This window comes from Peribacillus sp. QJM3NY_7 (assembly GCF_056173225.1).
Map to the genome: position 1 here is coordinate 814,962 of NZ_CM149663.1, position 22,083 is coordinate 837,044.

Genomic DNA, 22,083 nt, shown 5'->3' on the forward strand with positions numbered 1-22,083 from the left:
ATAATATGAGGTGATTACTTATGCTGCCAACTATAGAAGAACTAGAAAGGCACCTTATAGAAAAAATGACAAATGAGGACATAGCAAAACTTTATAGAGTTTCGTACCAAAAAATAATTCAACTTATTAAGAAATACAATCTTAACCCTAGTAAGCTTCGGAAAGTAGACACGTTCATCGTTTATGAACATTGGATTGATGGGGAAGTTGTTTATGTAGGTAGCGGGCAATGGTACAGATGCAGGAGATATACTAATAGAAGAAACTCGGAACATAAGCAGCTAATGGCGGAAGGTAAAGTAACTTATAAAATTGTAGACGAGTTTAGGAAAGTTGGAAAGGCAAGAGAATATGAAGCGAAGCTAATAAAATATTATAAGCTGCTTGGGCAAGCAAAGTTTAATAAGAAGGTAAATTACACTTGACGTTTTTGAAGACCACAGGCATAATTGTCAGTAGTCGTGTTAACACAAATAATACCATAGTTCGACATTGGTTGGGGCTGTAGGTTTAATAAGCATTTTAATTTTTTACGGGACTCAAAATCGTTTTCCTCTGGAGTGCCGGTTCGACCCCGGCCACCGGTATCACCAATAGCGAAGGATTGCTATTACAAAAAGCTTCACACTTAATTGTGTGAAGCTTTTTTGTGTTCATGACACTACAAGATCAAATAATTTTCCATCACTCAAGAATGAAGGAAAAGTGAAACGAAGGAGCAAACAAACATCATGGGAGTGATTAAGGGTATTAGGATATCATGTGATACACTGTGACAGACGCCTATTGAAGCTACAAAACGATACATGAATTCTCCATTAAAGAGCACGTTTGTTACTACGATTAAAAATAAAAACGAATGGTCAAAGAGTATTAACTCTGCCATTCGTTTCGTTAACTTTGATAAATGATTTAGAATTCAATATTCATAGCATTCAAGTCTGCTTCGGTATAGCCAGAAGCGGAGAGTGCGATTTCAATTTTTTCAGCAGCCTTATAATCAAATAATTTGAATTTAGACATTAATGCGAAAGCATTTTGATTTTCGATCGCCAAGGCAACAGCCTCCACGTCTTGCAGTAACTTCAGGTCTTCAATGTAGAATTGAGCGGTTCTCATAGCTAAATACTCATTCGTTGTAGTCGAACTGTAGAAAAGCCTTGTTAAAGTGGCGATTGCGTTAGGAACGAAAATCTTATTCATAATTACCCCTCCACTATTCATAATATTCTGTCACCTGAGTCACTACTAGTATGAGTCACTCTAAAAATGTTGTCAATCTTTATCTTTTGAGCATTTTTACTCACCAGTTGAAAGTAGGTATATATTGAAATTGAGTAATAAAATATCTGAGACTTTTCCAAAGGCAAAAATCATTGCACCGGGTGCACGACGTAGGCGAAAGAATGAAGTTTGTTTACGAAACGAACCAAATTATATGTACCATGTTGATTCAAGCTCGATCGTTAGGTCTCAGGCTCGATCATAACCAGTTGGATTATATACTTCTTCTATTTACTTTATTCAACGCCATTTTTTTAGAAATTCTTTCAATGATGAGACCGTTTCTGTGTTCGGAAATTTTAAAGGGCTTATGAATCACAGATCCTTATAAACTGTAAAGAAGGCGGGCTCCCACATTACGCAGCTCTCCAGATGAAACACTATCAGCCACAATTATTTGCATGGTTCTCGTAGCTGTCATTCGTTTGTCTGGATATTTCATTTGTAGCTGCTGTTGTATCGCTCGGAAAAGTTCATTATTTTCTGGACGGTTGGCGTTATAGATTTCTTGTAAACTTTTTGATTTTCCCATGACCTTTCCTACTTTCCATCAAGTGTGAGATACATATGAAAGCTTCTTATGCGATAATATTCGTATGTTCTATATTTCCGTCTGATCGCTTCTAATTCCTTCTTTTTTCAATTAAATCTTTAAAGAACAGAGAAGGTTGCCCCTGTTTTTTTACAAGGCGTTAGCCCACCTGTCTTACAGCTTGACCTTTGTTATATATGTTGTTTTTCTTTATTCTTTAAAAAAGAACCTGTGCATTAAACAGGAGGGAGGTACAGCAAGACCTTATAAAGGGTGAATTAAAATCAGTAAATAATAAATGGAGGAGCATTTAAAAATTTCTTTAAAGAATGATTATTTAGGAAATCCAAGACCAGGAAAGTAGCCGCTTCGCAGTATTTTTAATAATATCGATGGAATATGGTAATAAATAAAAAAACACTATCTAGGAACACTTCACAAAACAAATTTTCTAAGGGGCGGAAAATTGTGAAAAATATGGGATGTCAATGCAGGTCCAATCAAGAATTACAGCAACTGGTTGATGAGGCAAAAAAATATACGAGTAACGGAACAGTGGCAAACTATATACCGGCTCTTGAAAAGGCGAATCCTGAGGATTTGTCTGTTGCTATTTATTATCCTGACGGGAAAGGATATTGTGCGGGGAATGTAAGCGGTAAAATGACCCTTCAAAGCATATCAAAAGTTTTGACACTTGCTCTTGTATTAATGGAAAAAGGGGAGGATCATGTTTTTTCCTATGTAGGAAAGGAACCCACTGGGGATCCTTTTAATTCGATTGCCAAGCTAGAGACAAACAAGCCATCCAAGCCGTTAAACCCCATGATTAATGCAGGAGCATTGACTGTGACCCACATGATAGAGGGTGCCAGTGTAACCGAGCGATTTCAGCGTATTTTACATTTTATCCGGGAGTTGACGCAAAATCCGAATATCGGCTTTAATGAAGATGTTGCCCGGTCAGAATATAATACAGCAGACTTGAATAGGTCGTTAAGCTATTTTTTAAAGCAGCATCATGTAATAAATGAGGATGTGGAGGATTTAATCGAATTGTATTCGAAGCAGTGTGCCATTGAAATGGACAGTCAGGATTTAGCGAGGATAGGCTGTGTGCTTGCCATGAATGGGAAAGATTTACTGACGGGAAAGCAAATCATCCCAGGGGACATTGCCCGTATTTGCAAGACATTCATGGTTACCTGCGGCATGTATAACGCATCAGGTGAATTTGCCATAAATGTTGGCATACCGGCTAAAAGCGGTGTGTCAGGGGGAATCATGGGAGCCGTCCCCGGAAAATGCGGGATTGGAATTTATGGTGCAGCGCTGGATGAGAAGGGGAACAGCGTTGCCGGGATAAAAATCTTGGAAATGATGGCGAAAAAGTATTCCTTAAGTATGTTTAATTTGTAAACATGGAAACCAGTACCGAGTCAGTCGGATGTTAATTGAGTTCAGTGTAAAGCCTTAAGGAAACAAGTTTTACTTTCAAGGCAAAAAAAAGACCTCTGCACATAAGGGCAAGGTCTTAGGACTATTTCATAACAAGTTGGAGAAAAGAGATACTTTTTTATATAAAGCATTTACCTCTTTATTTCGATGTTCCCCGATTTCATTTTTTAGCTGGCCTTCCATATCGGTCATTAGATCAGCTAACTTCAATGCCTTTTGCCTGTCGGAAATATTGCTGCGAATGATAGATTCATATTTTGCATTGTATTCAGTCAGTGACATTTCTTCCGTCCTCCCATAGTGTAAAGTCATATAAGCTGCCCTCTGTTCCTTCATCAGCAACCCCAATGTACTTAAGTGTAATTACAGGGTGTGAATGGTTAAGGATCATTTGTAACTCAGCGAGGTTCTTACTTCGTTTATAGTGCCAGTACCCGAATGTTTTCCGCATGGTATGTGTACCGACGCCCTCGATGTCCACCATGTCAGCTGCTTTATTAAGCTGTCTGTAAGCTTGTATCATACTTATTGGCTTATCGCCCTTGCGTGAGGGGAATAGCCATTCACCATCAATGGTGGCTATATAGGCGGCCAATTCATTACATATAGTATTAAGCTGTATCATTCTTGGCTTTTTTGTTTTCCCTTCCTTGATGATGACCTCCATCTTGCCTTCAATGTCCTTTATCTTCAGCGATAATAGATCAGTCACCCGTAAGCCGGTATTGATGCCTAACAAGAACAATATGTAGTCTCTCTCGCTGCAATGTCTTTTCAATGACCATTTCATATCATCTAATTTTTCCGATGATCTGATTGGTTGAACGTCTATTAAATGTTCTTTTGGCAAAAGTGATCACCCTTATTTCACGCCAATGGAATCAGTATTTTGAATGTATACTTTTAAGAGTAACACTGAAAAAGGAGGGAAGTCAATTTGAGGGGTGTATTGATATTTTTTGGACTGTCCATTTTATAGGGTTCGGAGTATTTTTTAGTTGTTTATTGAATAATGGCAATAAAAACTTCTGGAACTTGATATAATGAAAATAGTAATATTTTTCTAAACTAGTGTTATTGATGGATATTTAATAGATGAATTAATTCATTCTGAATGTAATATGCTTTAGCAGGATTGGGGAAACCACCATGAAGAGAGTTTTGGCTATATTGAAAAAATCACACCCTATAATGTCAAGGTTGATTAACATGGCAATTATGGTTTTGGTTTTTTACTGCATGTTCATGTTCGCAGACCTGGATAATGAAAAGTCAGACAGCGAGCGTCATAACGAGCGGTCGGTGAATTTTGAAGAGATGAGCGATCAAGAGTCTGAAGAAAAGCCAGCAGGATCTATGGTGAACTATTGTAAAGATAGCGCTAATGAGAGTCGCTCCTCTAGTTGGTTTGGTATGGAAGTAAACGAAATGGAACCTAGCGAATACACGGTCGAATGCATTGAACACATAGAATAGCAGCAGATTTCCTATGGATCGAATTCAGGATTCACACAAAGGCATCAGATACGTTACATCCAAGCGTCTGGCTGGCTTATTGGAATGGAGCGGAATGCACGGGAGTAATGGTCTACACTGAAATGATTGGTGACAAACCGGGTACACCGGGGGGAGGCCTATTTTAGCCTGTTTGGATCTTAACCAAACAGGTTTTTAGTATGAAAGGAAATCCAATGGAAAAAATGGAATAGAATATAATGAAGCATGAAGGAAAATTTTTCGCCCCCATATCTTTTTCTCTTTCTGAAACGTTTAGAGGATAGAGGGTGTTGAAGGAGTGAGAAAAATGATAAATAAATTGAGGGAAGATATTTCTGAAGAAAAGGATAACGGTACAATTTTGCGTGAAGTTTATCCTGAATTGATTCGGTTTTGCCGATTTCTGACCCAAAATAATTGGGATGGGGATGATTTGGCTCAGGAAACGATATTGAAGGCAATGCAGGGCTATGGAAAAAAAACGGTGATAACCACAGCTTTATTGAAGACGATAGCCCGACATTCCTGGATTGATACGATACGAAAAAGGAAAAAAGAATCTTTAGACGATCTGTTGGATACCGAACAACTGGGGGCAGTTGGGGGAAATGTCTTTGAAACGGTTGAATATATAATAAAATCCCTTACCCCGAAACAAGCGGTAGTGTTCATATTAAAAGAAGGATTCCTCTACCGGTCAAAAGAAATCTCAGATTACTTGAACACCACGGAAACGGCTGTAAAGGCAATCTTGAACCGTGTGAAGAAGCGTTTTGAGAATGACGTTGAAGATCGTAGGTTGTCTTGCGTGGAAGTTTGGCAGGATGAGGAGGAGCAGCGTCTCATGTCCCTGATGACACAGGCTTTAAAAGCCCAAAATCCTGATATCCTCATTAAAAGCATCCCATCTTTCAAATCCCTGAACAGTGAGTCGGTGATTCCTAAACTGATGAATCGTTCGAATCTTTCCAAATCAAGCTTCACTCCTTCAAACACACTCTCAATGGCTGCATAGCCAATATTATTGTTAGGAGGAAGAAGAGATATGACCACCATTCCATATGTAATTGAGCAATCCAGCAAGGGTGAGCGCTCGTACGATATTTATTCCAGACTTCTAAAAGACCGTATCATCATGATTGGGGAAGAAATCACCGATCATTTAGCCAATAGTGTGGTTGCCCAATTGTTATTCTTGGCAGCAGATGCACCTGATAAAGAAATTACCATCTTCATAAACAGTCCCGGGGGATCGACCAGTGCAGGTTTCGCCATTTATGATACGATGCAATATATTAAGCCTGATATCCGGACTGTATGTACGGGGATGGCCGCATCATTCGGTGCCATGCTTTTATTGGCGGGTACGAAAGGGAAAAGGTGCGCTTTGCCAAATAGTGAAATCATGCTTCATCAACCGCTTGGTGGGGCGAGGGGGCAAGCAACGGAAATCGAAATTTCTGCCCGAAGGATTTTGAAGCTAAAGGATCATATCAATCAAATCATCTCCGAAAGGACCGGTCAGCCTATCGAAAAGGTGGCGAAGGACACAGATCGCGATTACTTCTTAAGTGCAAATGAGGCGAAGGATTACGGTATAATCGATGAAATAATCGTTCAGGATAATTAATTCTGATAAAGACGCTGGCTGTACTAATACGAAAAGAAACTGCCGATATTAGATTGGCAGTTTTTTTACCTTTTTACATTACTCCATCTATTTATCCACAAAACCCCATACCTTGTTTCAATACTATTCCAAATCCACTACCTTAGCTTCACAATGCCCGGCACCCGGTATTATCAATTTGTCTTTGTATACTGTTGCTGCATTATATGTGTCATCCAGTATGCAATAAGTGACGAATGAATCTTCTGGAAAAAATGGAATGGTATGTTGGGTAATTATCGATATCTGGGTTTGGATGTCTTCCTTTTCTGGATAGTCCATCCATTTAATATGTTAAAATAAATAGTATCTGACATTATTAATCTTGGAGGAAGTTTTTATGAAGAAACCGCAAAAGGTTTTACTTATTAGTGGAATCTCTGCTGTTGCATTATTCGGGGTGGGGGTTGCTTCCTTTAAAATCATGGAGAACTCCAATGAGTACGAAAAAGCTCAACTCGTAATGGAGGCCAGGGAAGCCAAAGAACAAATTGAAAGAGAAAGAGAAGATGAAAAAATCGAAGCCAAAAGGGAAGCGAAAGCTAAAGCTGCGGAACTTGAAGCGAAAACGGCGATATATGATGGGATTGAATTTGAAACGGGACTTGATGAGAGCTCAACCGAAACGGAAGTCATGGACGTCATGCATAAAATGACTCATCAAAAGGTTCGCTCGCAAGATAAATGGGGATCTATACCGATGTCCCCTAAGATTATAGAAGAAGTTTATAAAATAGTGGATTCAAGTGATTTTCAGCATAGAGATAGATTGCTGTCCATCGCTGCCCGGTGGCGAGCCTTTGATTTTAGCACGATCGTTCAGGACCATAACTTCTTTTGGGAAGATAAAGAAGGCACCGTTGGAAAAGCCCATGGAACATTAAGTCGGGCAGAAGAGGTTGAATTCATTGAAGTTAATTTTAAATGAGGGGACAAAGTACTGAAAATGCCAAAGGGCGAGTTGGCTAGTCCTGTCAATAAAGAAAACACTCAAACTTCCTGCAATAAGGCCGTTTGAATGTTTTCATTCGCTTATAGGGCAGTCAGTAAAGGAAGCTTACCTTCGATACAGGAGTTTTATTTCTTAACAATTAGTCTGCTGGACTCGTTCTCCTTGTTTACGGGAACGTCTTTTCCTACTGTGACCCTGCGAACGACGCGGTGTTGGTTCCCGTAATCGGCAATAGCGTAATGCTGCGTGGCTAGGTTATCCCAAATGGCCACGTCGCCTTCACTCCATTGCCAACGCACGGTATTTTCTAAGCGAGTGACGTATGAATCGAAGATGCTTAATAATCTTTCGGATTCACTTGTTGTATAGCCTTCCACTCTACCAGCAAAGCCACCTAATAACAAATGCCTTTTTCCGGTTTCGGCGTGTACGTGAACGACTGGGTGCCTTGTTTTATAAATGGTCGATTCGAATATATCACGATATTTCTTTTTAACCTCATCATCAATGTTTTCGGCTGGTTTGAATTGAGCATAATCATATTCATTTGTATGGATTGCCCATAGTCCGTCCGCTAATTTCTTCAATCCATCCGGCAGGTCCTCATATGCTTCATTCGTATTGGCCCAAACTGTATCTCCGCCAACATCAGGGATGGTTACCCCTCTTAAAACAGAGTATTTAGGAACCTCTGGAACGAAAGTGACATCAGTGTGCCAATGGTTTGCTTTAGCACCGCGTTCGGAGTCAAGCTCGAAAATATAGTTAGTATTATCTTTGACCGGTACTGTAGGATGTGCATAAGGTTCACCCAATAGTTTGGCAAATGCTTCTTGGCTGGCATCGTCCAAATGATTTTGACCTTTGAAGAATATGACTTTATGATCGTTTAACGCTTGTTTGATTTCATTGAAAATAGTTAAATCCAAGTCTCCGTTTAATTGCACTCCTTGAATTTCCGCTCCAATCCTTCCAGCTACCGGTACCACTTTCAATTGTTGTGTTTTAGTTTCCGTCATAATCAATCTCCTCCTGTAAGGTTAGTTTTTTATTTTTTAAAGGCTTCATCAATGTATTCATTGTTGATGTGATTTTTAAAATTAAATGATTTCTTGATATAACCCACACCAGCTAAAGTATCGATGGATTCTTGTTGTGCTTTGATGGCATCTTCGGTAAAGAAGATATTTGGTTCTTCGGCCGTTATTATTGTCTTGACCGTACCGACTGGCAATTTAGTTTCTTTGGAATAAATTTCAGATGCTTCATCTGGATTTTCAATTTGCCAGTCGGCTGCTTTTTTATAAACCTTTAAATAGGCCTCGACAATTTCAGGATGCTCTTCGGCAAAGCCGTTACGTGCAATGATTGCACCAGGAGCTAATATTTTTCCTTTTACTTTAAGTGCGACAGCATTCCCTTTTTCAATATTATTAAGGTAATAGGGGTTCCATATTGCCCAGGCGTCCAATTTTTTGGTTTCAAAAGCCGCTTGAGCATCATCTGGTTGCAAATTGATGAGTTTAATGTCATCAGTCGTTAAGCCATGGGCTTTCAATGCCTTGATTAAATACACATGACCCGTTGTCCCCGAGGCAACACCGACCGTTTTTCCTTTTAAGTCTTCAATCTGCTTTATATTACCTTCCGCTTGAGCCAGGATCCGGACAGATGACTCACCCCGGCCTGTTTGTGCAATCACTTCGAATGGCAGATTCTTATCAATGCCGGCAATCAGTGCACCATCCCCTAAAAAGGACAGGTCAACCCGATTGGAAGCAAGGGATTCCAAAAGCGGGGGACCACTCTGGAATTCACTCCATTCGATTTGGGCATCCAATTTAGAAAACTCTTCGTTGAACAATCCCTTTTCCTTTGCAATGACCAATGGTCCCATCTTGCCATTTAAGGCAATATGAACTTTCAGTGGATCACTTTTCCCGGAAGCTTTGCCGGCATCGGAATTACAGCCTGCCAATACAGCGATGCTAATGATGGCAAGTAGTACTGCGGTTAGATGTTTACGATATTCCTTCATGAATTCCCTCCTTTTTTACAGCTATACACATCTGGATAGTCAGACTAATGACAAAAAAGAGATTCAACGAAGAGTTTGCTTGGTTACTCTTCATTGAATCTCCGGTAGTCCAGTTGATTCACATGACCTTTATTTAATTGGCTCCAGTGTGAAGCGGATTTGTGTATGAATGCATCTTAACAGCTGTTAGAATTATCTGTCAATTATTTTTTAACGATTAATCCGATAAAATAAATTGGTATTAGGTGTTGATTATAAATAATCGATAAGTTAATATAAAATGAAATATTGAATCGACTAGTTAACTAGAGATTCAGCAAAAGGACAATTTGTGCCTTATTGCTGGATCTCTTTTTTTTTTATTTGAGAAAGGGTGAGGGGATTGGTTGCGACATTAGAAATTAATCAGGTAAGCAAAACATTTAAGAATGAGAATGAAAGTGTCCATGTTTTGGATCATTTAAATCTAACCGTCAACAATGGTGAGTTCGTAACCATCATTGGTCCGAGCGGCTGCGGGAAAAGCACATTATTAAAGTTGATTGCAGGACTTGATTCAGACTTTGATGGCACGATCATGGCAGGGAATCTTAAGGTTAGCGCCCCATCTAAAGACCGTGGTTTCATTTTTCAAGAGCACCGATTATTTCCATGGCTAAACGTGGAGAAGAATATTGCAGGTAACCTTCCATTAAAGAAACCGGACATTCGAAAAAGGGTGGATGATTTGATATCACTTGTTAAACTAAAAGGTTTTGAGAAGGTGTATCCACGCCAATTATCCGGAGGAATGTCGCAGCGTGTTGCCATTGCCAGGGCCTTATTGCGTAATCCTGAAGTTTTATTGCTGGATGAGCCATTCGGTGCATTGGATGCATTCACGCGAACGCATCTTCAAGAGGCTTTACTGGAAATATGGGAGAGGAATAAGACAACGATGGTGCTTGTCACCCATGATATTGATGAATCCATCTTTTTATCGAGGAAGGTGGTCGTCATGGATGCAAAGCCTGGACGGATTAAAGCTATCGTTCCGATTGATTTGCCATACCCAAGAACCCGAACAAGCAAAGCGTTCCAGGAATTCAGGTCCATCATATTAACACAACTTGAACATCATCCAGCAGAGGTGGAAGATTGGAGCATTTAATTGAATTTTTGAAAAAGGAAGGATGAAAATTATGTCTACACAGACCGTTGCACAAAACAAGCACCTTGTCATAAGGGAAACGACAAAACAATCCAAACTTGCCAAATCGGCATTGCGGGGTTCGGTACTTCCCGTTGTCGTGTTGATTGCATGGCAAGCATTAGGTTCGGTTGGCATCCTGCCTGCCCAATTGTTCTCATCCCCTTTATTGATCGTCATGACGTTCATTGATCTCGTCCAGTCGGGGGAAATGGGCGTGCATTTACAGATCAGTTTAACGCGGGCTTTTCTTGGCTTTGCCTTAGGTGGGTTTTTAGGCTTATTGTTTGGTGTCATCGTTGGGATGCAAAAAAAATCCGAAGAGTATCTTAACCCAAGCATTCAAATGTTACGAACGGTTCCTTTACTCGCGATCACGCCTTTATTCATTATGTGGTTCGGGTTTGGTGAACTATCAAAAGTGCTGCTTATTGCTTTAGGTGCTTTTTTTCCTCTATATCTACAAACTTTTTTGGGTCTTCGGAATGTGGATAAAAAACTCTACGATGTTGCCCTAATCTTGGAGTTTAGCCGTCGGGAACAAATAACGAAGCTCATGATTCCGGCAGCATTGCCTAACATATTACTTGGTATCCGTTTAGCCTTAAGTGCGGCTTGGATGTGCCTGGTCGTCGCTGAATTGCTTGGTGCGGATAGAGGGGTCGGCTTCATGATCCAGGATGCCCGTTCATTCATGCAAACGGACGTCGTATTCGTAGGCATCATCATATTTGCCCTCGCTGGTAAAATCTCAGACTCGTTTGTCCGCCTTTTAGAAAATCATTTGCTGAAATGGCAAGATAGCTTTAAAGCGTAATTGAAAAAGGATGACCGCCCGGTGATGGGGGGGCATCCTTTTTCTTATTAGGTATGTATGTTTAATCTATTTCTTTATATAAGGGCAAATAAATGGTGAACGATGTTCCTTTGTTCACTTCGCTCTGTACCACGATTTTCCCTTTGTATTTTTGAACGATGGAATAACAAACGGTCAGACCGATACCGGTTCCCCTATCTTTAAGCGAGTAAAATGGGGTGCCAAGTATTTCAAGCTGTTCTTTTGATAGGCCTATTCCTGTATCCGTTATTCGTATTTTTGCCATAGTGCGTTCCTGCTCTGTTTCCACCTTGATGAATCCGGGTTTGTTCATTGACTCAATTCCATTTTTCATGATATTGACCAGTATCTGTTTAAGCTCGATGGGATTCATGTTAATGTGCAGGTCGTCACGGAAATCGAGAAGAAAGCCGATGTTGCGATTATTGGCAAAACTGGTTAATAGGTCGGAAATCTTTTGGATTTCATCATTTAAAGGAATGACCTGTACATTATCCGTTTGCGGTTTTGCTAAAGACAAATAGTCATTGATAATCACTTGTGTATATTCAAGTTCCGTAAGCATGGTCTGTACATAAAATTTTTCCGTTTCATTCAGTTCCTTCTCTTGATCTAATAGCTGGGCAAACCCTTTAACGACTGTAATCGGATTACGTATCTCATGTGCAATAGTGGCAGCTAGCTGTCCGACTGAGTTCAATTGCTTGGCCTGCTGTATTTCCTTATGAAATGCATTATTGGATTCCATCCTATTATTGGTTCCTATGAATACGAATACCAATATGATTTGTATAGCGATGAAATTAAGCGTGTTGCCGAAACTATCCAAAGCGACATATTCATAAGTGTGTTGAAGATCCGTTTTTGAAATGATCAAGATGGAAGCGGGACCTAATAAGATATTTAAACTGGCCACAATATAAAACCCGATCTTATCAAAGAGAAAAATGGGAAACAAGGGTGCTATAGCAAATAAGGCCAGCATGATGGCAGTATCCGGGAATATCCAAAATTTGCTATAAAAATAAACAGTAATTAAAAAAATGAATAGGGTTTTATAAAAATTGACTTCTGTTTTTAAGAAAAATAACAGAGAAATTATCATCCCCGATATTAAAATGACCTGTAATGTCATCTCGTAGGGATTATCTTTCCAACTTATAGGTGATACAGAAATCCCAACTAATAGTAAAAAGGATATCATTGCCATGAAAACCTTCAGTATAAATCGGTGTTTGTTTTGATAATATTGATAATTTTTTAACATAATTCCCCTTAGTATTAATATTCTGTTTGCTTAATAGTAATATGATACTAGTTTTTTGTAAATCAGAAAAAGATAGATTTTGTCATCGATAACCTTTATATCTATATTTTGGAAAGGTAAAGGATTTAAGGAAAACATCCTGTCCGGGCCACAAAGGTGTGTCAACATCGGTACATCCTATCTAATATCTGGAATTTAGCGCCTATAAGTTTGGTTTTATTATAGGTATGGAAGACTTAAATTGTTTGAATAAGAAGCATGCCTTGCATAAAAGCGGAGTAAGGAGTTAAGAAATGCGGAGGGTTTGGAAATATTTAGTTATAATCATTTGGACGAACGTTTTTTTCTACCATTTCAATATGTACATGCCAAGAAACATTTTATATTTTTTTAGAAAAAGAGGCTTTTAGGAGGCTTCTTATCATTAATCAAACAATAAAGTTTTCATTTAACTTTTTGGTTAGGTAGAAAGAACTGCATGAATGCCCTGTTTTTGATAGGTTATTTTAACCATTTTAACTACTATATTATTTCTTTACATTATATTCGCTGTAGATTCACATTCCCCTTTTAAAATAATGGTAATAATAGGAGGGAGAGAGGGAAATGAAAACGAATCTAAAGAAATTCGGTTTTTGTATGATGAGTGCGGCCTTTATATTGCAGGCTACTTCAATGGGGGCCTCCGCTGCAAATGGAAATCATTCCAATTCATCTATTCATGAGAAGAAAATTGTGAATGTCGCACATAGGGGAGCTTCTGGTTATGCACCTGAACATACCATTCCCGCTTATCAAATGGGAGAACAAATGAAAGGCGACTACATAGAAATCGATCTTCAAATGACCAAGGATGGTAGATTGGTAGCAATGCATGATGAAAAAGTGGATCGTACAACGAATGGTACTGGACTTGTGAAGGATTTAACGCTGGCAGAAATCAAGAAACTGGACGCCGGTACTTGGTTCAATGAAAAATATCCACAATTGGCAAAAGAGGGATATGAAGGGTTAAAGGTCCCTACTCTTGAAGAAGTCTTTAAGAAGTTTGGAAAGAAGGCCAATTACTATATCGAAACAAAGTCCCCTGATGTGTATCCAGGGATGGAAGAAGAACTTCTGCAGGTTCTGGAAGAATATAAAATGGTGGATTCGAAGGGCCGTACAAACAATGTATTAATACAATCGTTCAGTAAAGAAAGCCTTATGAAGGTTCATGACTTGAATCCAAAGTTACCTCTTGTGCAACTTTTTTCATACAAGACCCAAGCAACCATTTCCGATGAAGAATTGGAATCCATAAAGGAATATGCAGTTGGCGTTGGCCCGAACTTCAGTAAAGTTGACGGACAATATGTGAAGATGGTTCGAAACCATGACCTCCAATTCCATCCATATACAGTAAATGAAAGAGCCGATATGAAAAAGGCGCTTGAGTGGGGTGCAACGGGGCTGTTTACGAATTATCCCGATGTGTTCAACGAGGTACTAAGTGAGTATAAACACAAAGATAATGGAAATAAAGTTACTAAATAAATGGATTCAAATGTGAGTTCCGGTTTCCGGAGCTTTTTTTTGTATCCAGGTGCAGCATAATGGGCGATTAATTCTTGGGGAAATTAGATGTCCATAGGCTTAGTAGTCTTTCGGACGGGTATATAAAATAAATCAAGAAAATTTTAGGAGGTTGATTATGAAGGCTGTAACTTTTCAAGGAGCAAAAGATATACAGGTAAAACAGGTTGAAGATCCGAAACTTCAGGAAAAGGATGATATTATCGTCCGAGTGACTTCAACAGCTATATGCGGGTCCGACCTCCATATATATCAGGGGGCTTTGCCGACGCATAAAGATTATGTCATTGGCCATGAACCGATGGGCATCGTCGAAGAAGTGGGTCCGGAAGTGACAAAGGTGAAAAAAGGGGATAGGGTTGTCCTGCCTTTCAACATTTCTTGCGGGCACTGTTATTATTGTGAACATGATATGGAGAGTCAATGTGATAATTCCAACCCTAATGAAGCGGTGGATACAGGCGGGTACTTTGGTTTTACGGAACGATATGGGAACTATCCAGGCGGGCAGGCAGAATATTTAAGGGTACCATATGGAAACTTCATGCCGTTTGTCATCCCAGAGTCATGCGAACTAGAAGATGAGTCGCTTTTGTTCATGTCCGATGTGCTGCCAACCGCATATTGGAGTGTAGAGAACGCTGGCGTCAATAAAGATGATACGGTAGCGATATTGGGCTGTGGACCGATTGGCTTGATGGCTCAGAAGTTCGCTTGGATGAAAGGAGCAAAAAGGGTCATTGCCATCGACAATCTACCTTATAGACTCAATAAGGCTAAACGGATGAATAAGGTAGAGGCGTATAACTTCGATGAATATAACGATATGGGCAGCTACATTAAGGAAATCACTTCAGGCGGGGCCGATGTAGTTATAGATTGTGTGGGAATGGATGGGAAGAAATCGACGATAGAGGCGATTGAGCAAAAGCTGAAACTTCAGGGTGGAACGTTAAGTGCGATCGAGATTGCCCTTAACGCCGTACGTAAATTCGGCACGATTCAACTGACTGGCGTATACGGTTCGAAATATAATATGTTCCCATTAGGCAATATATTTGAGCGAAACATTAACCTGAAAATGGGACAAGCACCAGTCATTCACTACATGCCAAAGCTTTTTGATGAAATCACGGCTGGAAAGTTCGACCCCACGGAAATCATATCCCATAAAGTCCCTCTCGAAAAAGCGAGTGAGGCTTATCAAATCTTTAACGATCATGAAGATGAATGTATTAAAGTGGTGCTAAAGCCGTAATCTGAAGCTCATAAAAAGTCCAATGCATGGAGTTGCATTGGACTTTTTGGTTATGTTCATAAATAGTTAATGGTTTATTATGGATAAACGTATAAAAGAGGTTTGAAATATGAATGATAGTTATGCCTTTGAACCGAAGAAATCAGGTTTACACTGATTTTTTTACTATAATGGGTGGATTCGTTTCAGGGGAATCCGGAAATGTGACGACTGACCCTTCAATTGATGAAGGAGAATATGCCAAGTGAACTTGAATAAGGGTTTTTGGTAATGAAATGGAGTATTTATATTATATAATGATAGTGACAAAAGGAGGATGTTCAGATGGTATATAACTCGGCAGCAGAACTTTGTGAAGGGTTTGGTTATCCGCCCGTTCACGTTAAATTGACGATAGAGATCATCGATAAGAGATTGGGACCTGTAAAGGCAGAAGCGGAGATTGCCATCAAGCCTGTTAAGGCAAAGGGATATCTGGAAGTACTGGTGGAAGAATTGGAATCGGAGCATATCTTTGCCGATGAAAATGGCAGTATCTATGGCAGCTTCGGCATCGATCAAAGCATCCAGATATATGATGAGGTCCTGACTACCATTCCGTTCGAAGAGATAATGGGAAATGAAAATTGGAAAGAGACAGTTGAGGAATCCATCACGGCGGATAAACTAAAGGAACAACTGGGGAAATCCCTAAATGATTATCAATTCAGTGATTTGAGCGGGAAATATAAATTCAGGAAAAGATGTAAGATAACAGAACTCCAATTCATAGATTAAACGAAAGGAGAAGGCGATATGCTTTCTCTTTTTTACATATGGCCATAATATTTTTCCTTATGATAATTAAATGCTTGCAGTGACACAATCTGTGAGAACCTTTAACCATACACAAGGGGCGCTCAGTAGGTTTTTAATGGTTTCAACTTGCATTTATTATATTGCTTTACATAGGTTAATATATTGTTAAGGGCTTTTATAAGAAATAGAAACGAATATTTTAAAAGATATAAAGGAGAATATATGAAAATTGGTTTGGTACGGCATTTTAAGGTGGCACATGAATTTCCTACTGGGAAATCTGTGACGGCGGATGATATGAAGCAATGGTTTGTGGACTATGATGCAGCGGATATTATTTATGGAACGACTTTATTTGGCTTGGAGGAATGGCAGGAATGTTATTGCAGTGATATGTCGAGAGCCGTCAAGACAGCGGAACACATCTTTCCAGGCACGGTTCATCGGATGGAGGAGCTGCGGGAAATACCTTCTCCCCCTCTGAGAGGAAGGATTAAGCTGCCGTTCATCCTTTGGGCCATCTGGATTCGCTGCTGCTCGGTGATCAACAAGCAGACAAGGGCGGAAATTAAGTTTGCTGAGCAAAGAATCAAAAAAGTATTGGATGAAATCTTTGCAAAGGGGGAAAGGAATGTTCTGATCGTGAGTCATGCCGCCCTCATGGTATATATGAGGAAAGAGCTGATCCGACGGGGGTTCACCGGTCCAAAGTTCAAGATTGCCAGTAATGGAAAATTGTATGTATTTGAAAGCGGAAAAGGGAAATGAATATATGGTTCCCCCGGGAAAAGGTAAGCCATTTTGCGAAGAAAGAGGCATGCATTTTCCGAATAGTTATTCTTTTTTTATTGGTTGTGGTTTATTATTGTAATAGTGTAATTTTTACGAATTCAATATTGGGGAAAGAGGGGTGGACATTTTGCTGAAGGCAGTTTTTTTTGATTTAGATGATACATTACTATGGGATCAGAAAAGTGTAAAAGAGGCTTTTGTGGCCACATGCGAAGTTGCCAAGGAGAAATATGGTCTGAATGTCGACGAGTTTGAAGAAGCGGTGCGGAAGGAAGCGCGTGATCTTTATTCTTCTTACGATACATATGCATTCACTCAAATGATCGGAATCAACCCATTTGAGGGACTATGGGGGAATTTTCAGGATGATCATGATGAATTCCGGAAGATGGCCGGGATTGTACCGGCTTATCGGAAAGAAGCGTGGACGAGGGGCTTGAAGGCATTAGGGATCGATGACCCGGAATTTGGGCTTGAACTGGCAGAACGTTTTCCGGCCGAAAGACGCAAAAAGCCATTTATCTATGAAGAAACATTCCGTGTTCTGGATGAATTAAAAGGGAAGTACAAATTGCTATTGCTTACGAACGGATCTCCTGAGCTGCAAAATACCAAACTTGAAATAACGCCTGAACTGGTTCCTTATTTCGACCAAATCGTAATTTCAGGCGCATTTGGACGAGGTAAACCGGATGCCTCCATTTTTGAGCATGCTTTGGAAATCATGGAGCTAGATAAGGATGAAGTATTGATGGTCGGCGATAATTTAATGACCGATATCCTTGGAGCATCACGGGTAGGCATAAAGTCGGTTTGGATAAATCGCCATGATAAGGAACGGAATGAAGTGATTCCAACCTACGAAATCACGCATTTAGAGGAGCTTTTCCCTATCCTTGGGAGCCTGGGGAATTAATTGGCGGTCCTCCTCCAAATAACAAATTTTAGATGATTGCAGAGAAAATACTAGGTCTTTTAAATTATTTACAGAATGAAAAGGGTGAGATATAGTTACCCTGTAATCAATTAAATTATTCAGACTAGGGGTGTCCAATAAAAGTTGGGCTGAGAGAGAAGCGCTTAAGCTTCTTAACCCTCAGGACCTGATCTGGTTCATACCAGCGTGGGGAAGTTAGAATCTACTTAACGATGACCTTTCAACTGGTCATTTCTGTAGTCATACTAACGTTAGCCGGGTCTTAAATATGAGACCTGGCTTTTTCGTGCGAAATGGATTGGATTTTGTCCTTTTTAAATGAACTTAAAAAGGAGAAATGAAATCATGAAGAGTAATTCAGTAAATGACATGAACGTTTCAATTATGTCCAGTTTTGCCGGGAGTAAAAAAGTGTATGTTGAGGGATCTAGACCCGATATTAAAGTACCTATGCGTGAAATTGAGCTAAGTCCGACGACAGGGGCATTCGGCGAAGAGGAGAATCCGCCTTTACGTGTATATGATACAAGCGGCTTCTATACGGATTCAGAATATCCGATTGATATTCATAAAGGCCTTGCCCCGATTAGACGCAGCTGGGTTCTGGAACGGGAAGATGTTGAAGAGTATGAAGGGCGTGAAATAAAGCCGGAAGATAACGGATATAGAAAAGTGGAGTCACAATCCAATGCCGAAGTTTTTCCGGGATTGAAAAGAAAACCATTGCGTGCGGTGAAAGGGAAAAACGTAACCCAGCTCCATTATGCCCGCAAAGGGATCATTACTCCAGAAATGGAGTTCATTTCGATCAGGGAAAATGTAGCCCCTGAGTTTGTAAGGGAAGAGGTAGCTAGCGGGCGGGCAATCATTCCGGCAAATATTAACCATCCTGAAAGTGAGCCCATGATCATCGGACGTAATTTTCACGTGAAGATAAATGCGAATATTGGAAATTCAGCTGTCAGTTCATCGATCGAAGCTGAAGTGGAGAAAATGACTTGGGCTACACGATGGGGTGCAGACAACATAATGGATCTTTCCACAGGAAAGAATATTCACACGACGCGGGAATGGATTATCAGGAATTCACCTGTGCCTGTTGGGACGGTTCCGATATATCAAGCATTGGAAAAAGTGAATGGGGTCGCGGAAGATTTAAATTGGGAAGTATTCCGGGATACATTAATCGAGCAGGCTGAGCAAGGTGTCGATTACTTCACCATACACGCTGGTGTGCTTTTGCGATACATCCCAATGACAGCAAAGCGAGTTACGGGTATTGTTTCCCGGGGAGGCTCCATCATGGCACAATGGTGCTTGGCTCACCACCAAGAAAGCTTTCTCTATACACACTTTGAAGAGATTTGTGAAATCATGAAGACGTATGATGTTTCTTTCTCATTAGGTGACGGTCTCCGTCCGGGATCCATTGCAGATGCAAACGATGAGGCACAATTTGCGGAATTGGAAACACTTGGGGAATTGACGAAGATTGCTTGGAAGCACGATGTTCAAGTCATGGTGGAGGGACCCGGTCACGTACCGATGCATTTGATTAAAGAAAATATGGATAAACAGCTGGAAGTCTGTCAAGAAGCACCATTCTATACCCTGGGACCATTGACGACGGACATAGCTCCTGGATACGACCATATCACTTCTGCGATTGGTGCTGCCATGATTGGATGGTTTGGAACGGCCATGCTTTGCTATGTGACACCGAAAGAGCATTTGGGACTTCCGAATAAAGAGGATGTTCGGGTAGGGGTCATTACTTATAAAATTGCAGCACACGCAGCTGATCTTGCAAAAGGCCATCCGCAGGCAAGAAAACGGGATGATGCCCTTTCGAAGGCTAGATTCGAATTTCGTTGGAGAGATCAATTCAATCTTTCCCTTGATCCTGAAAGGGCGGTTGAATATCACGATGAAACTCTTCCGGCAGAAGGTGCCAAAACAGCCCATTTCTGTTCAATGTGCGGACCGAAATTCTGCAGTATGAGAATCTCTCAGGACATCCGTGATTTGGCGAAGGAAAAGGGTCTGGGCTTTGAGTCGGTAATCGATGAAGGGCTTAAAGAAAAAGCGAATGAATTTAGGAAAACGGATGGAAAAATCTATCAATGATTCCGACGAGAGGGAGAATTCGATGAATCGGGTAATCCAGATAAAAGTTGAAATGAAACAGTTGGAAACTCAATTGGAGCAGCTGAAAAGGGAGCTGAATATTTTTCGGGAGAATTGCAACCATGAATTTGTGAAAAATGATTATAGTCAACAATGTACAAAGTGCCACTTGATCGAAAGTCTTCAATGGTAATGATTCCTTAATCGTCCTTATGGAATGAATCCCTTAATCATGTTGATTCGATTACAAAACATGATTAAGGGGATCTATCATTACTTATTATTTACATACTTGTTTTATTGATATGAAGGGGAGGAGGGACAAGCCATCCTTTTTCCTTATTCAATCTTAGGAAGTCAGCACCCAATGCAGCTTTGTTGGTATGGAATTGCGCAAACATCTGTGCAATATCTTCGCGGATGCATTGACCCATCATTTGGCTGCAAGCAACTAATCCTGCATTAATATCGATTGATACTGAAGCGGAGATTTCAGGATCTTGAAGACGTGCCCCGACGGGAATATCCTCCAAATTAGCTTTAGGCCTTTCAGGTGGTGAGGGAGGCAGTCCTACGTTATTTTCTTTTAATAATGATTCAAGTTGGTCATGTTCCTGTTTCCCTTGATCGATCACTTCAACAAGCAATTTATGCAGGTCTTTGTCGCCAGTATGATTAAGCATGGTTTGATGACAGGCAATCAACCCTTTTGTAGTTGTTAGAAATGCCCATGTTCCAAAAACCTCTCCGTAATGCATAGGCTCATCTTTCGGATTTCCGCTTAAAATTCCCATAACCATCCTCCTTGAAATTCATTAACGAATTTAAGTTACCCTGAATTCATCCAAGCATGCATCGTTGGTGTTTGGGAAATGTTAGAGGGCTTTTAATGCTTACCCTTTTATTCCTTGCAGCCATTCTTGATAACATTCATCACACAGCATTTCATTTCTATCCGTGTCAGTAATTTGAAATGTTACTATATGGATTTTTTTTTCTTCCGTGACATCACTACAATAGAAGCATTGATGTGTCATTAGAAATCCTCCCATGTATATAAAGTGTTTATAGTTTAAAGCGCCACGGTTTTTTTATACAGAAAAAATGATGCAGCAGTTTATTGGTCTTCTTGGAAGAGTTTAGATTGAATAATCTTGTTGGGGTTTAACATACTAAACGTGTTCGCTTGATTGATAAAATGAGGAGGGAAATACAATGCAAAACCAATATCAACAAGGTCAAGTACACCAGAACATGCAAACGGGTGCCATCCCCCCACAATTGAATCACGGTGGTCACGAAGTATTCGATGTACATGAAGTGCTGTCGGGAGCGATCGGTACTTTAAACACGTATACTCTTTTGCGTCAGCATGTCCAAGATCAGGAATTACTCGACATTCTGGATCGTCAATATCAGTTCATCCAAGATGAATATAATATTTCATTGGAGTGCTTCCAAACGGGCCAGGATCCTTCTAAACCAACTCAGAGCTACAAAATGAATCAAGGTAACGATTTTATATATGGATTGACACCAACTCAGCCCAAAAAACCTTTGCAATCCGTATCGGAAATTACGGATGAATGCATTTCAGGCTTGATGCTTGCGGCTGTTAAGTCTGCGGCATCCATGAAGGCGATGGCAGCGCTTGAAATAACGAATCCGGTGGTTCGCCGCGTATTTGCAGATTCCGTTCCGAACTGCATTGAAATGGCCTATGAGATTTCGATATATCAAAACAAACATCATTATTACCAAGTTCCGCAGCTTGCACAGCAGGATATGCAACAAATGATGAATTCGTATGCCCCCGCACAAGGAAATAACAACAACATGAGTCATTAAAAGCAGTTATTAATAACATAAAGA

The 22,083-nt window shown here is 40.1% G+C and carries 25 protein-coding genes, 1 pseudogene and 1 riboswitch; of the genes and pseudogenes, 16 read left to right on the top strand and 10 right to left on the bottom strand.

Annotation, left to right across the window (positions count from 1 at the left end; genetic code table 11):
- The first annotated feature begins 20 nt into the window (after positions 1–20).
- On the top strand, positions 21–425 hold the full coding sequence (locus AC0VX1_RS03895; RefSeq protein ID WP_475469964.1) for a hypothetical protein: 405 nt from the start codon (positions 21–23) through the stop codon (positions 423–425).
- Positions 426–912: 487 nt separating this feature from the next.
- On the opposite strand, the gene AC0VX1_RS03900 is transcribed toward AC0VX1_RS03895, so the two are convergent.
- Entirely contained in the window at positions 913–1,203 is a 291-nt protein-coding gene (locus tag AC0VX1_RS03900) for a hypothetical protein (RefSeq protein WP_034305321.1), read from the bottom strand.
- Positions 1,204–1,609: 406 nt separating this feature from the next.
- Positions 1,610–1,816: a hypothetical protein gene (locus tag AC0VX1_RS03905; RefSeq protein ID WP_264640298.1), complete on the bottom strand. Its 207-nt coding sequence runs from the start codon at positions 1,814–1,816 to the stop codon at positions 1,610–1,612.
- Between the two features lie 477 nt (positions 1,817–2,293).
- Between AC0VX1_RS03905 and glsA the strand changes: the two genes are divergently transcribed.
- On the top strand, positions 2,294–3,235 hold the full coding sequence (gene glsA, locus AC0VX1_RS03910; RefSeq protein ID WP_475471695.1) for a glutaminase A: 942 nt from the start codon (positions 2,294–2,296) through the stop codon (positions 3,233–3,235).
- Between the two features lie 126 nt (positions 3,236–3,361).
- Here the strand turns inward: glsA and AC0VX1_RS03915 are convergent, their stop codons facing one another.
- Together AC0VX1_RS03915 and AC0VX1_RS03920 are read right to left on the bottom strand one after the other, a co-directional pair.
- On the bottom strand, positions 3,362–3,556 hold the full coding sequence (locus AC0VX1_RS03915) for a hypothetical protein (RefSeq protein WP_053533812.1): 195 nt from the start codon (positions 3,554–3,556) through the stop codon (positions 3,362–3,364).
- Positions 3,543–4,064 carry a tyrosine-type recombinase/integrase gene (locus AC0VX1_RS03920; protein WP_063592669.1) on the bottom strand — a complete coding sequence of 174 codons (522 nt, stop codon included), beginning with the start codon at positions 4,062–4,064 and terminating at the stop codon, positions 3,543–3,545. The genes AC0VX1_RS03915 and AC0VX1_RS03920 overlap by 14 nt, the downstream gene beginning before the upstream one ends.
- Positions 4,065–4,423: 359 nt before the next feature.
- Between AC0VX1_RS03920 and AC0VX1_RS03925 the strand changes: the two genes are divergently transcribed.
- The 3 genes from AC0VX1_RS03925 (at position 4,424) to clpP (ending at position 6,401) form a co-directional block, all read left to right on the top strand.
- Positions 4,424–4,750 carry a hypothetical protein gene (locus tag AC0VX1_RS03925; protein WP_475469967.1) on the top strand — a complete coding sequence of 109 codons (327 nt, stop codon included), beginning with the start codon at positions 4,424–4,426 and terminating at the stop codon, positions 4,748–4,750.
- Positions 4,751–5,078: 328 nt separating this feature from the next.
- Complete coding sequence (locus AC0VX1_RS03930; RefSeq protein WP_475469969.1) at positions 5,079–5,786, top strand: sigma factor; 708 nt, start codon at positions 5,079–5,081, stop codon at positions 5,784–5,786.
- 30 nt (positions 5,787–5,816) lie between these two features.
- Complete coding sequence (gene clpP / locus AC0VX1_RS03935) at positions 5,817–6,401, top strand: ATP-dependent Clp endopeptidase proteolytic subunit ClpP (protein WP_034305312.1); 585 nt, start codon at positions 5,817–5,819, stop codon at positions 6,399–6,401.
- A gap of 123 nt (positions 6,402–6,524) precedes the next feature.
- Here clpP and AC0VX1_RS03940 read toward each other — a convergent pair.
- Positions 6,525–6,644, bottom strand: a pseudogene (locus tag AC0VX1_RS03940) (alpha/beta hydrolase); the annotation flags it as partial.
- A gap of 136 nt (positions 6,645–6,780) precedes the next feature.
- Between AC0VX1_RS03940 and AC0VX1_RS03945 the strand changes: the two are divergent.
- On the top strand, positions 6,781–7,368 hold the full coding sequence (locus tag AC0VX1_RS03945; RefSeq protein WP_475469971.1) for a DUF6241 domain-containing protein: 588 nt from the start codon (positions 6,781–6,783) through the stop codon (positions 7,366–7,368).
- A 149-nt stretch (positions 7,369–7,517) separates the two neighbouring features.
- Here AC0VX1_RS03945 and AC0VX1_RS03950 read toward each other — a convergent pair whose 3' ends face one another.
- A complete protein-coding gene (locus tag AC0VX1_RS03950) occupies positions 7,518–8,411 on the bottom strand; it encodes a TauD/TfdA dioxygenase family protein (RefSeq protein ID WP_057275543.1) in 894 nt (297 codons plus the stop codon).
- A 29-nt stretch (positions 8,412–8,440) separates the two neighbouring features.
- Complete coding sequence (locus tag AC0VX1_RS03955) at positions 8,441–9,430, bottom strand: ABC transporter substrate-binding protein (RefSeq protein WP_063596612.1); 990 nt, start codon at positions 9,428–9,430, stop codon at positions 8,441–8,443.
- A gap of 382 nt (positions 9,431–9,812) precedes the next feature.
- Here AC0VX1_RS03955 and AC0VX1_RS03960 point away from each other — a divergent pair, with 382 nt between their 5' ends.
- Positions 9,813–10,580 (top strand): ABC transporter ATP-binding protein, encoded by a 768-nt coding sequence (locus tag AC0VX1_RS03960; RefSeq protein WP_475469973.1) that lies wholly within the window; start codon positions 9,813–9,815, stop codon positions 10,578–10,580.
- Between the two features lie 22 nt (positions 10,581–10,602).
- Positions 10,603–11,436 carry an ABC transporter permease gene (locus AC0VX1_RS03965; protein WP_475469975.1) on the top strand — a complete coding sequence of 278 codons (834 nt, stop codon included), beginning with the start codon at positions 10,603–10,605 and terminating at the stop codon, positions 11,434–11,436.
- A gap of 61 nt (positions 11,437–11,497) precedes the next feature.
- Here AC0VX1_RS03965 and AC0VX1_RS03970 read toward each other — a convergent pair whose 3' ends face one another.
- On the bottom strand, positions 11,498–12,373 hold the full coding sequence (locus AC0VX1_RS03970) for an ATP-binding protein (protein WP_413011403.1): 876 nt from the start codon (positions 12,371–12,373) through the stop codon (positions 11,498–11,500).
- Positions 12,374–13,330: 957 nt separating this feature from the next.
- On the opposite strand from AC0VX1_RS03970, the gene AC0VX1_RS03975 reads away from it, so the two are divergent.
- From AC0VX1_RS03975 to AC0VX1_RS04005, 7 genes are all read left to right on the top strand, one after another.
- Positions 13,331–14,260: a glycerophosphodiester phosphodiesterase gene (locus AC0VX1_RS03975; protein WP_057275547.1), complete on the top strand. Its 930-nt coding sequence runs from the start codon at positions 13,331–13,333 to the stop codon at positions 14,258–14,260.
- A 157-nt stretch (positions 14,261–14,417) separates the two neighbouring features.
- Positions 14,418–15,557 carry a zinc-dependent alcohol dehydrogenase gene (locus AC0VX1_RS03980; protein ID WP_098864918.1) on the top strand — a complete coding sequence of 380 codons (1,140 nt, stop codon included), beginning with the start codon at positions 14,418–14,420 and terminating at the stop codon, positions 15,555–15,557.
- A gap of 324 nt (positions 15,558–15,881) precedes the next feature.
- Positions 15,882–16,334 (top strand): hypothetical protein, encoded by a 453-nt coding sequence (locus tag AC0VX1_RS03985; protein WP_191930716.1) that lies wholly within the window; start codon positions 15,882–15,884, stop codon positions 16,332–16,334.
- A gap of 243 nt (positions 16,335–16,577) precedes the next feature.
- Positions 16,578–17,123: a histidine phosphatase family protein gene (locus tag AC0VX1_RS03990; protein WP_475469979.1), complete on the top strand. Its 546-nt coding sequence runs from the start codon at positions 16,578–16,580 to the stop codon at positions 17,121–17,123.
- A gap of 151 nt (positions 17,124–17,274) precedes the next feature.
- Positions 17,275–18,063, top strand: a complete 789-nt coding sequence (locus AC0VX1_RS03995) for an HAD family hydrolase (protein WP_034306430.1) — start codon at positions 17,275–17,277, stop codon at positions 18,061–18,063.
- A 116-nt stretch (positions 18,064–18,179) separates the two neighbouring features.
- Positions 18,180–18,294, top strand: a riboswitch (TPP riboswitch).
- 135 nt (positions 18,295–18,429) lie between these two features.
- A complete protein-coding gene (gene thiC, locus AC0VX1_RS04000) occupies positions 18,430–20,211 on the top strand; it encodes a phosphomethylpyrimidine synthase ThiC (RefSeq protein ID WP_053533829.1) in 1,782 nt (593 codons plus the stop codon).
- A gap of 22 nt (positions 20,212–20,233) precedes the next feature.
- Positions 20,234–20,404 carry a hypothetical protein gene (locus tag AC0VX1_RS04005; protein WP_153246124.1) on the top strand — a complete coding sequence of 57 codons (171 nt, stop codon included), beginning with the start codon at positions 20,234–20,236 and terminating at the stop codon, positions 20,402–20,404.
- Between the two features lie 91 nt (positions 20,405–20,495).
- Here AC0VX1_RS04005 and AC0VX1_RS04010 read toward each other — a convergent pair whose 3' ends face one another.
- Both AC0VX1_RS04010 and AC0VX1_RS04015 read right to left on the bottom strand, forming a co-directional pair.
- A complete protein-coding gene (locus tag AC0VX1_RS04010; RefSeq protein WP_063577312.1) occupies positions 20,496–21,005 on the bottom strand; it encodes a DUF3231 family protein in 510 nt (169 codons plus the stop codon).
- Between the two features lie 99 nt (positions 21,006–21,104).
- A complete protein-coding gene (locus tag AC0VX1_RS04015) occupies positions 21,105–21,248 on the bottom strand; it encodes a hypothetical protein (protein ID WP_176548603.1) in 144 nt (47 codons plus the stop codon).
- Positions 21,249–21,426: 178 nt separating this feature from the next.
- Here AC0VX1_RS04015 and AC0VX1_RS04020 point away from each other — a divergent pair, with 178 nt between their 5' ends.
- A complete protein-coding gene (locus tag AC0VX1_RS04020; protein WP_063577311.1) occupies positions 21,427–22,059 on the top strand; it encodes a spore coat protein in 633 nt (210 codons plus the stop codon).
- The last annotated feature ends 24 nt before the right edge of the window (positions 22,060–22,083 follow it).

Coding starts and splice junctions, on each gene's coding strand:
- AC0VX1_RS03990 (WP_475469979.1), top strand. CDS start 16,578: ATGAAAATTGGTTTGGTACGGCATTTTAAGGTGGCACATGAATTTCCT.
- AC0VX1_RS03900 (WP_034305321.1), bottom strand. CDS start 1,203: ATGAATAAGATTTTCGTTCCTAACGCAATCGCCACTTTAACAAGGCTT.
- AC0VX1_RS03895 (WP_475469964.1), top strand. CDS start 21: ATGCTGCCAACTATAGAAGAACTAGAAAGGCACCTTATAGAAAAAATG.
- AC0VX1_RS03955 (WP_063596612.1), bottom strand. CDS start 9,430: ATGAAGGAATATCGTAAACATCTAACCGCAGTACTACTTGCCATCATT.
- AC0VX1_RS03965 (WP_475469975.1), top strand. CDS start 10,603: ATGAAAATTATGTCTACACAGACCGTTGCACAAAACAAGCACCTTGTC.
- AC0VX1_RS04005 (WP_153246124.1), top strand. CDS start 20,234: ATGAATCGGGTAATCCAGATAAAAGTTGAAATGAAACAGTTGGAAACT.
- AC0VX1_RS03980 (WP_098864918.1), top strand. CDS start 14,418: ATGAAGGCTGTAACTTTTCAAGGAGCAAAAGATATACAGGTAAAACAG.
- AC0VX1_RS03920 (WP_063592669.1), bottom strand. CDS start 4,064: ATGAAATGGTCATTGAAAAGACATTGCAGCGAGAGAGACTACATATTG.
- AC0VX1_RS03950 (WP_057275543.1), bottom strand. CDS start 8,411: ATGACGGAAACTAAAACACAACAATTGAAAGTGGTACCGGTAGCTGGA.
- AC0VX1_RS03975 (WP_057275547.1), top strand. CDS start 13,331: ATGAAAACGAATCTAAAGAAATTCGGTTTTTGTATGATGAGTGCGGCC.
- AC0VX1_RS03925 (WP_475469967.1), top strand. CDS start 4,424: ATGAAGAGAGTTTTGGCTATATTGAAAAAATCACACCCTATAATGTCA.
- AC0VX1_RS03905 (WP_264640298.1), bottom strand. CDS start 1,816: ATGGGAAAATCAAAAAGTTTACAAGAAATCTATAACGCCAACCGTCCA.
- thiC (WP_053533829.1), top strand. CDS start 18,430: ATGAAGAGTAATTCAGTAAATGACATGAACGTTTCAATTATGTCCAGT.
- AC0VX1_RS03945 (WP_475469971.1), top strand. CDS start 6,781: ATGAAGAAACCGCAAAAGGTTTTACTTATTAGTGGAATCTCTGCTGTT.
- AC0VX1_RS04020 (WP_063577311.1), top strand. CDS start 21,427: ATGCAAAACCAATATCAACAAGGTCAAGTACACCAGAACATGCAAACG.
- AC0VX1_RS04015 (WP_176548603.1), bottom strand. CDS start 21,248: ATGACACATCAATGCTTCTATTGTAGTGATGTCACGGAAGAAAAAAAA.
- AC0VX1_RS04010 (WP_063577312.1), bottom strand. CDS start 21,005: ATGGGAATTTTAAGCGGAAATCCGAAAGATGAGCCTATGCATTACGGA.
- AC0VX1_RS03985 (WP_191930716.1), top strand. CDS start 15,882: ATGGTATATAACTCGGCAGCAGAACTTTGTGAAGGGTTTGGTTATCCG.
- AC0VX1_RS03930 (WP_475469969.1), top strand. CDS start 5,079: ATGATAAATAAATTGAGGGAAGATATTTCTGAAGAAAAGGATAACGGT.
- glsA (WP_475471695.1), top strand. CDS start 2,294: ATGGGATGTCAATGCAGGTCCAATCAAGAATTACAGCAACTGGTTGAT.
- clpP (WP_034305312.1), top strand. CDS start 5,817: ATGACCACCATTCCATATGTAATTGAGCAATCCAGCAAGGGTGAGCGC.
- AC0VX1_RS03915 (WP_053533812.1), bottom strand. CDS start 3,556: ATGTCACTGACTGAATACAATGCAAAATATGAATCTATCATTCGCAGC.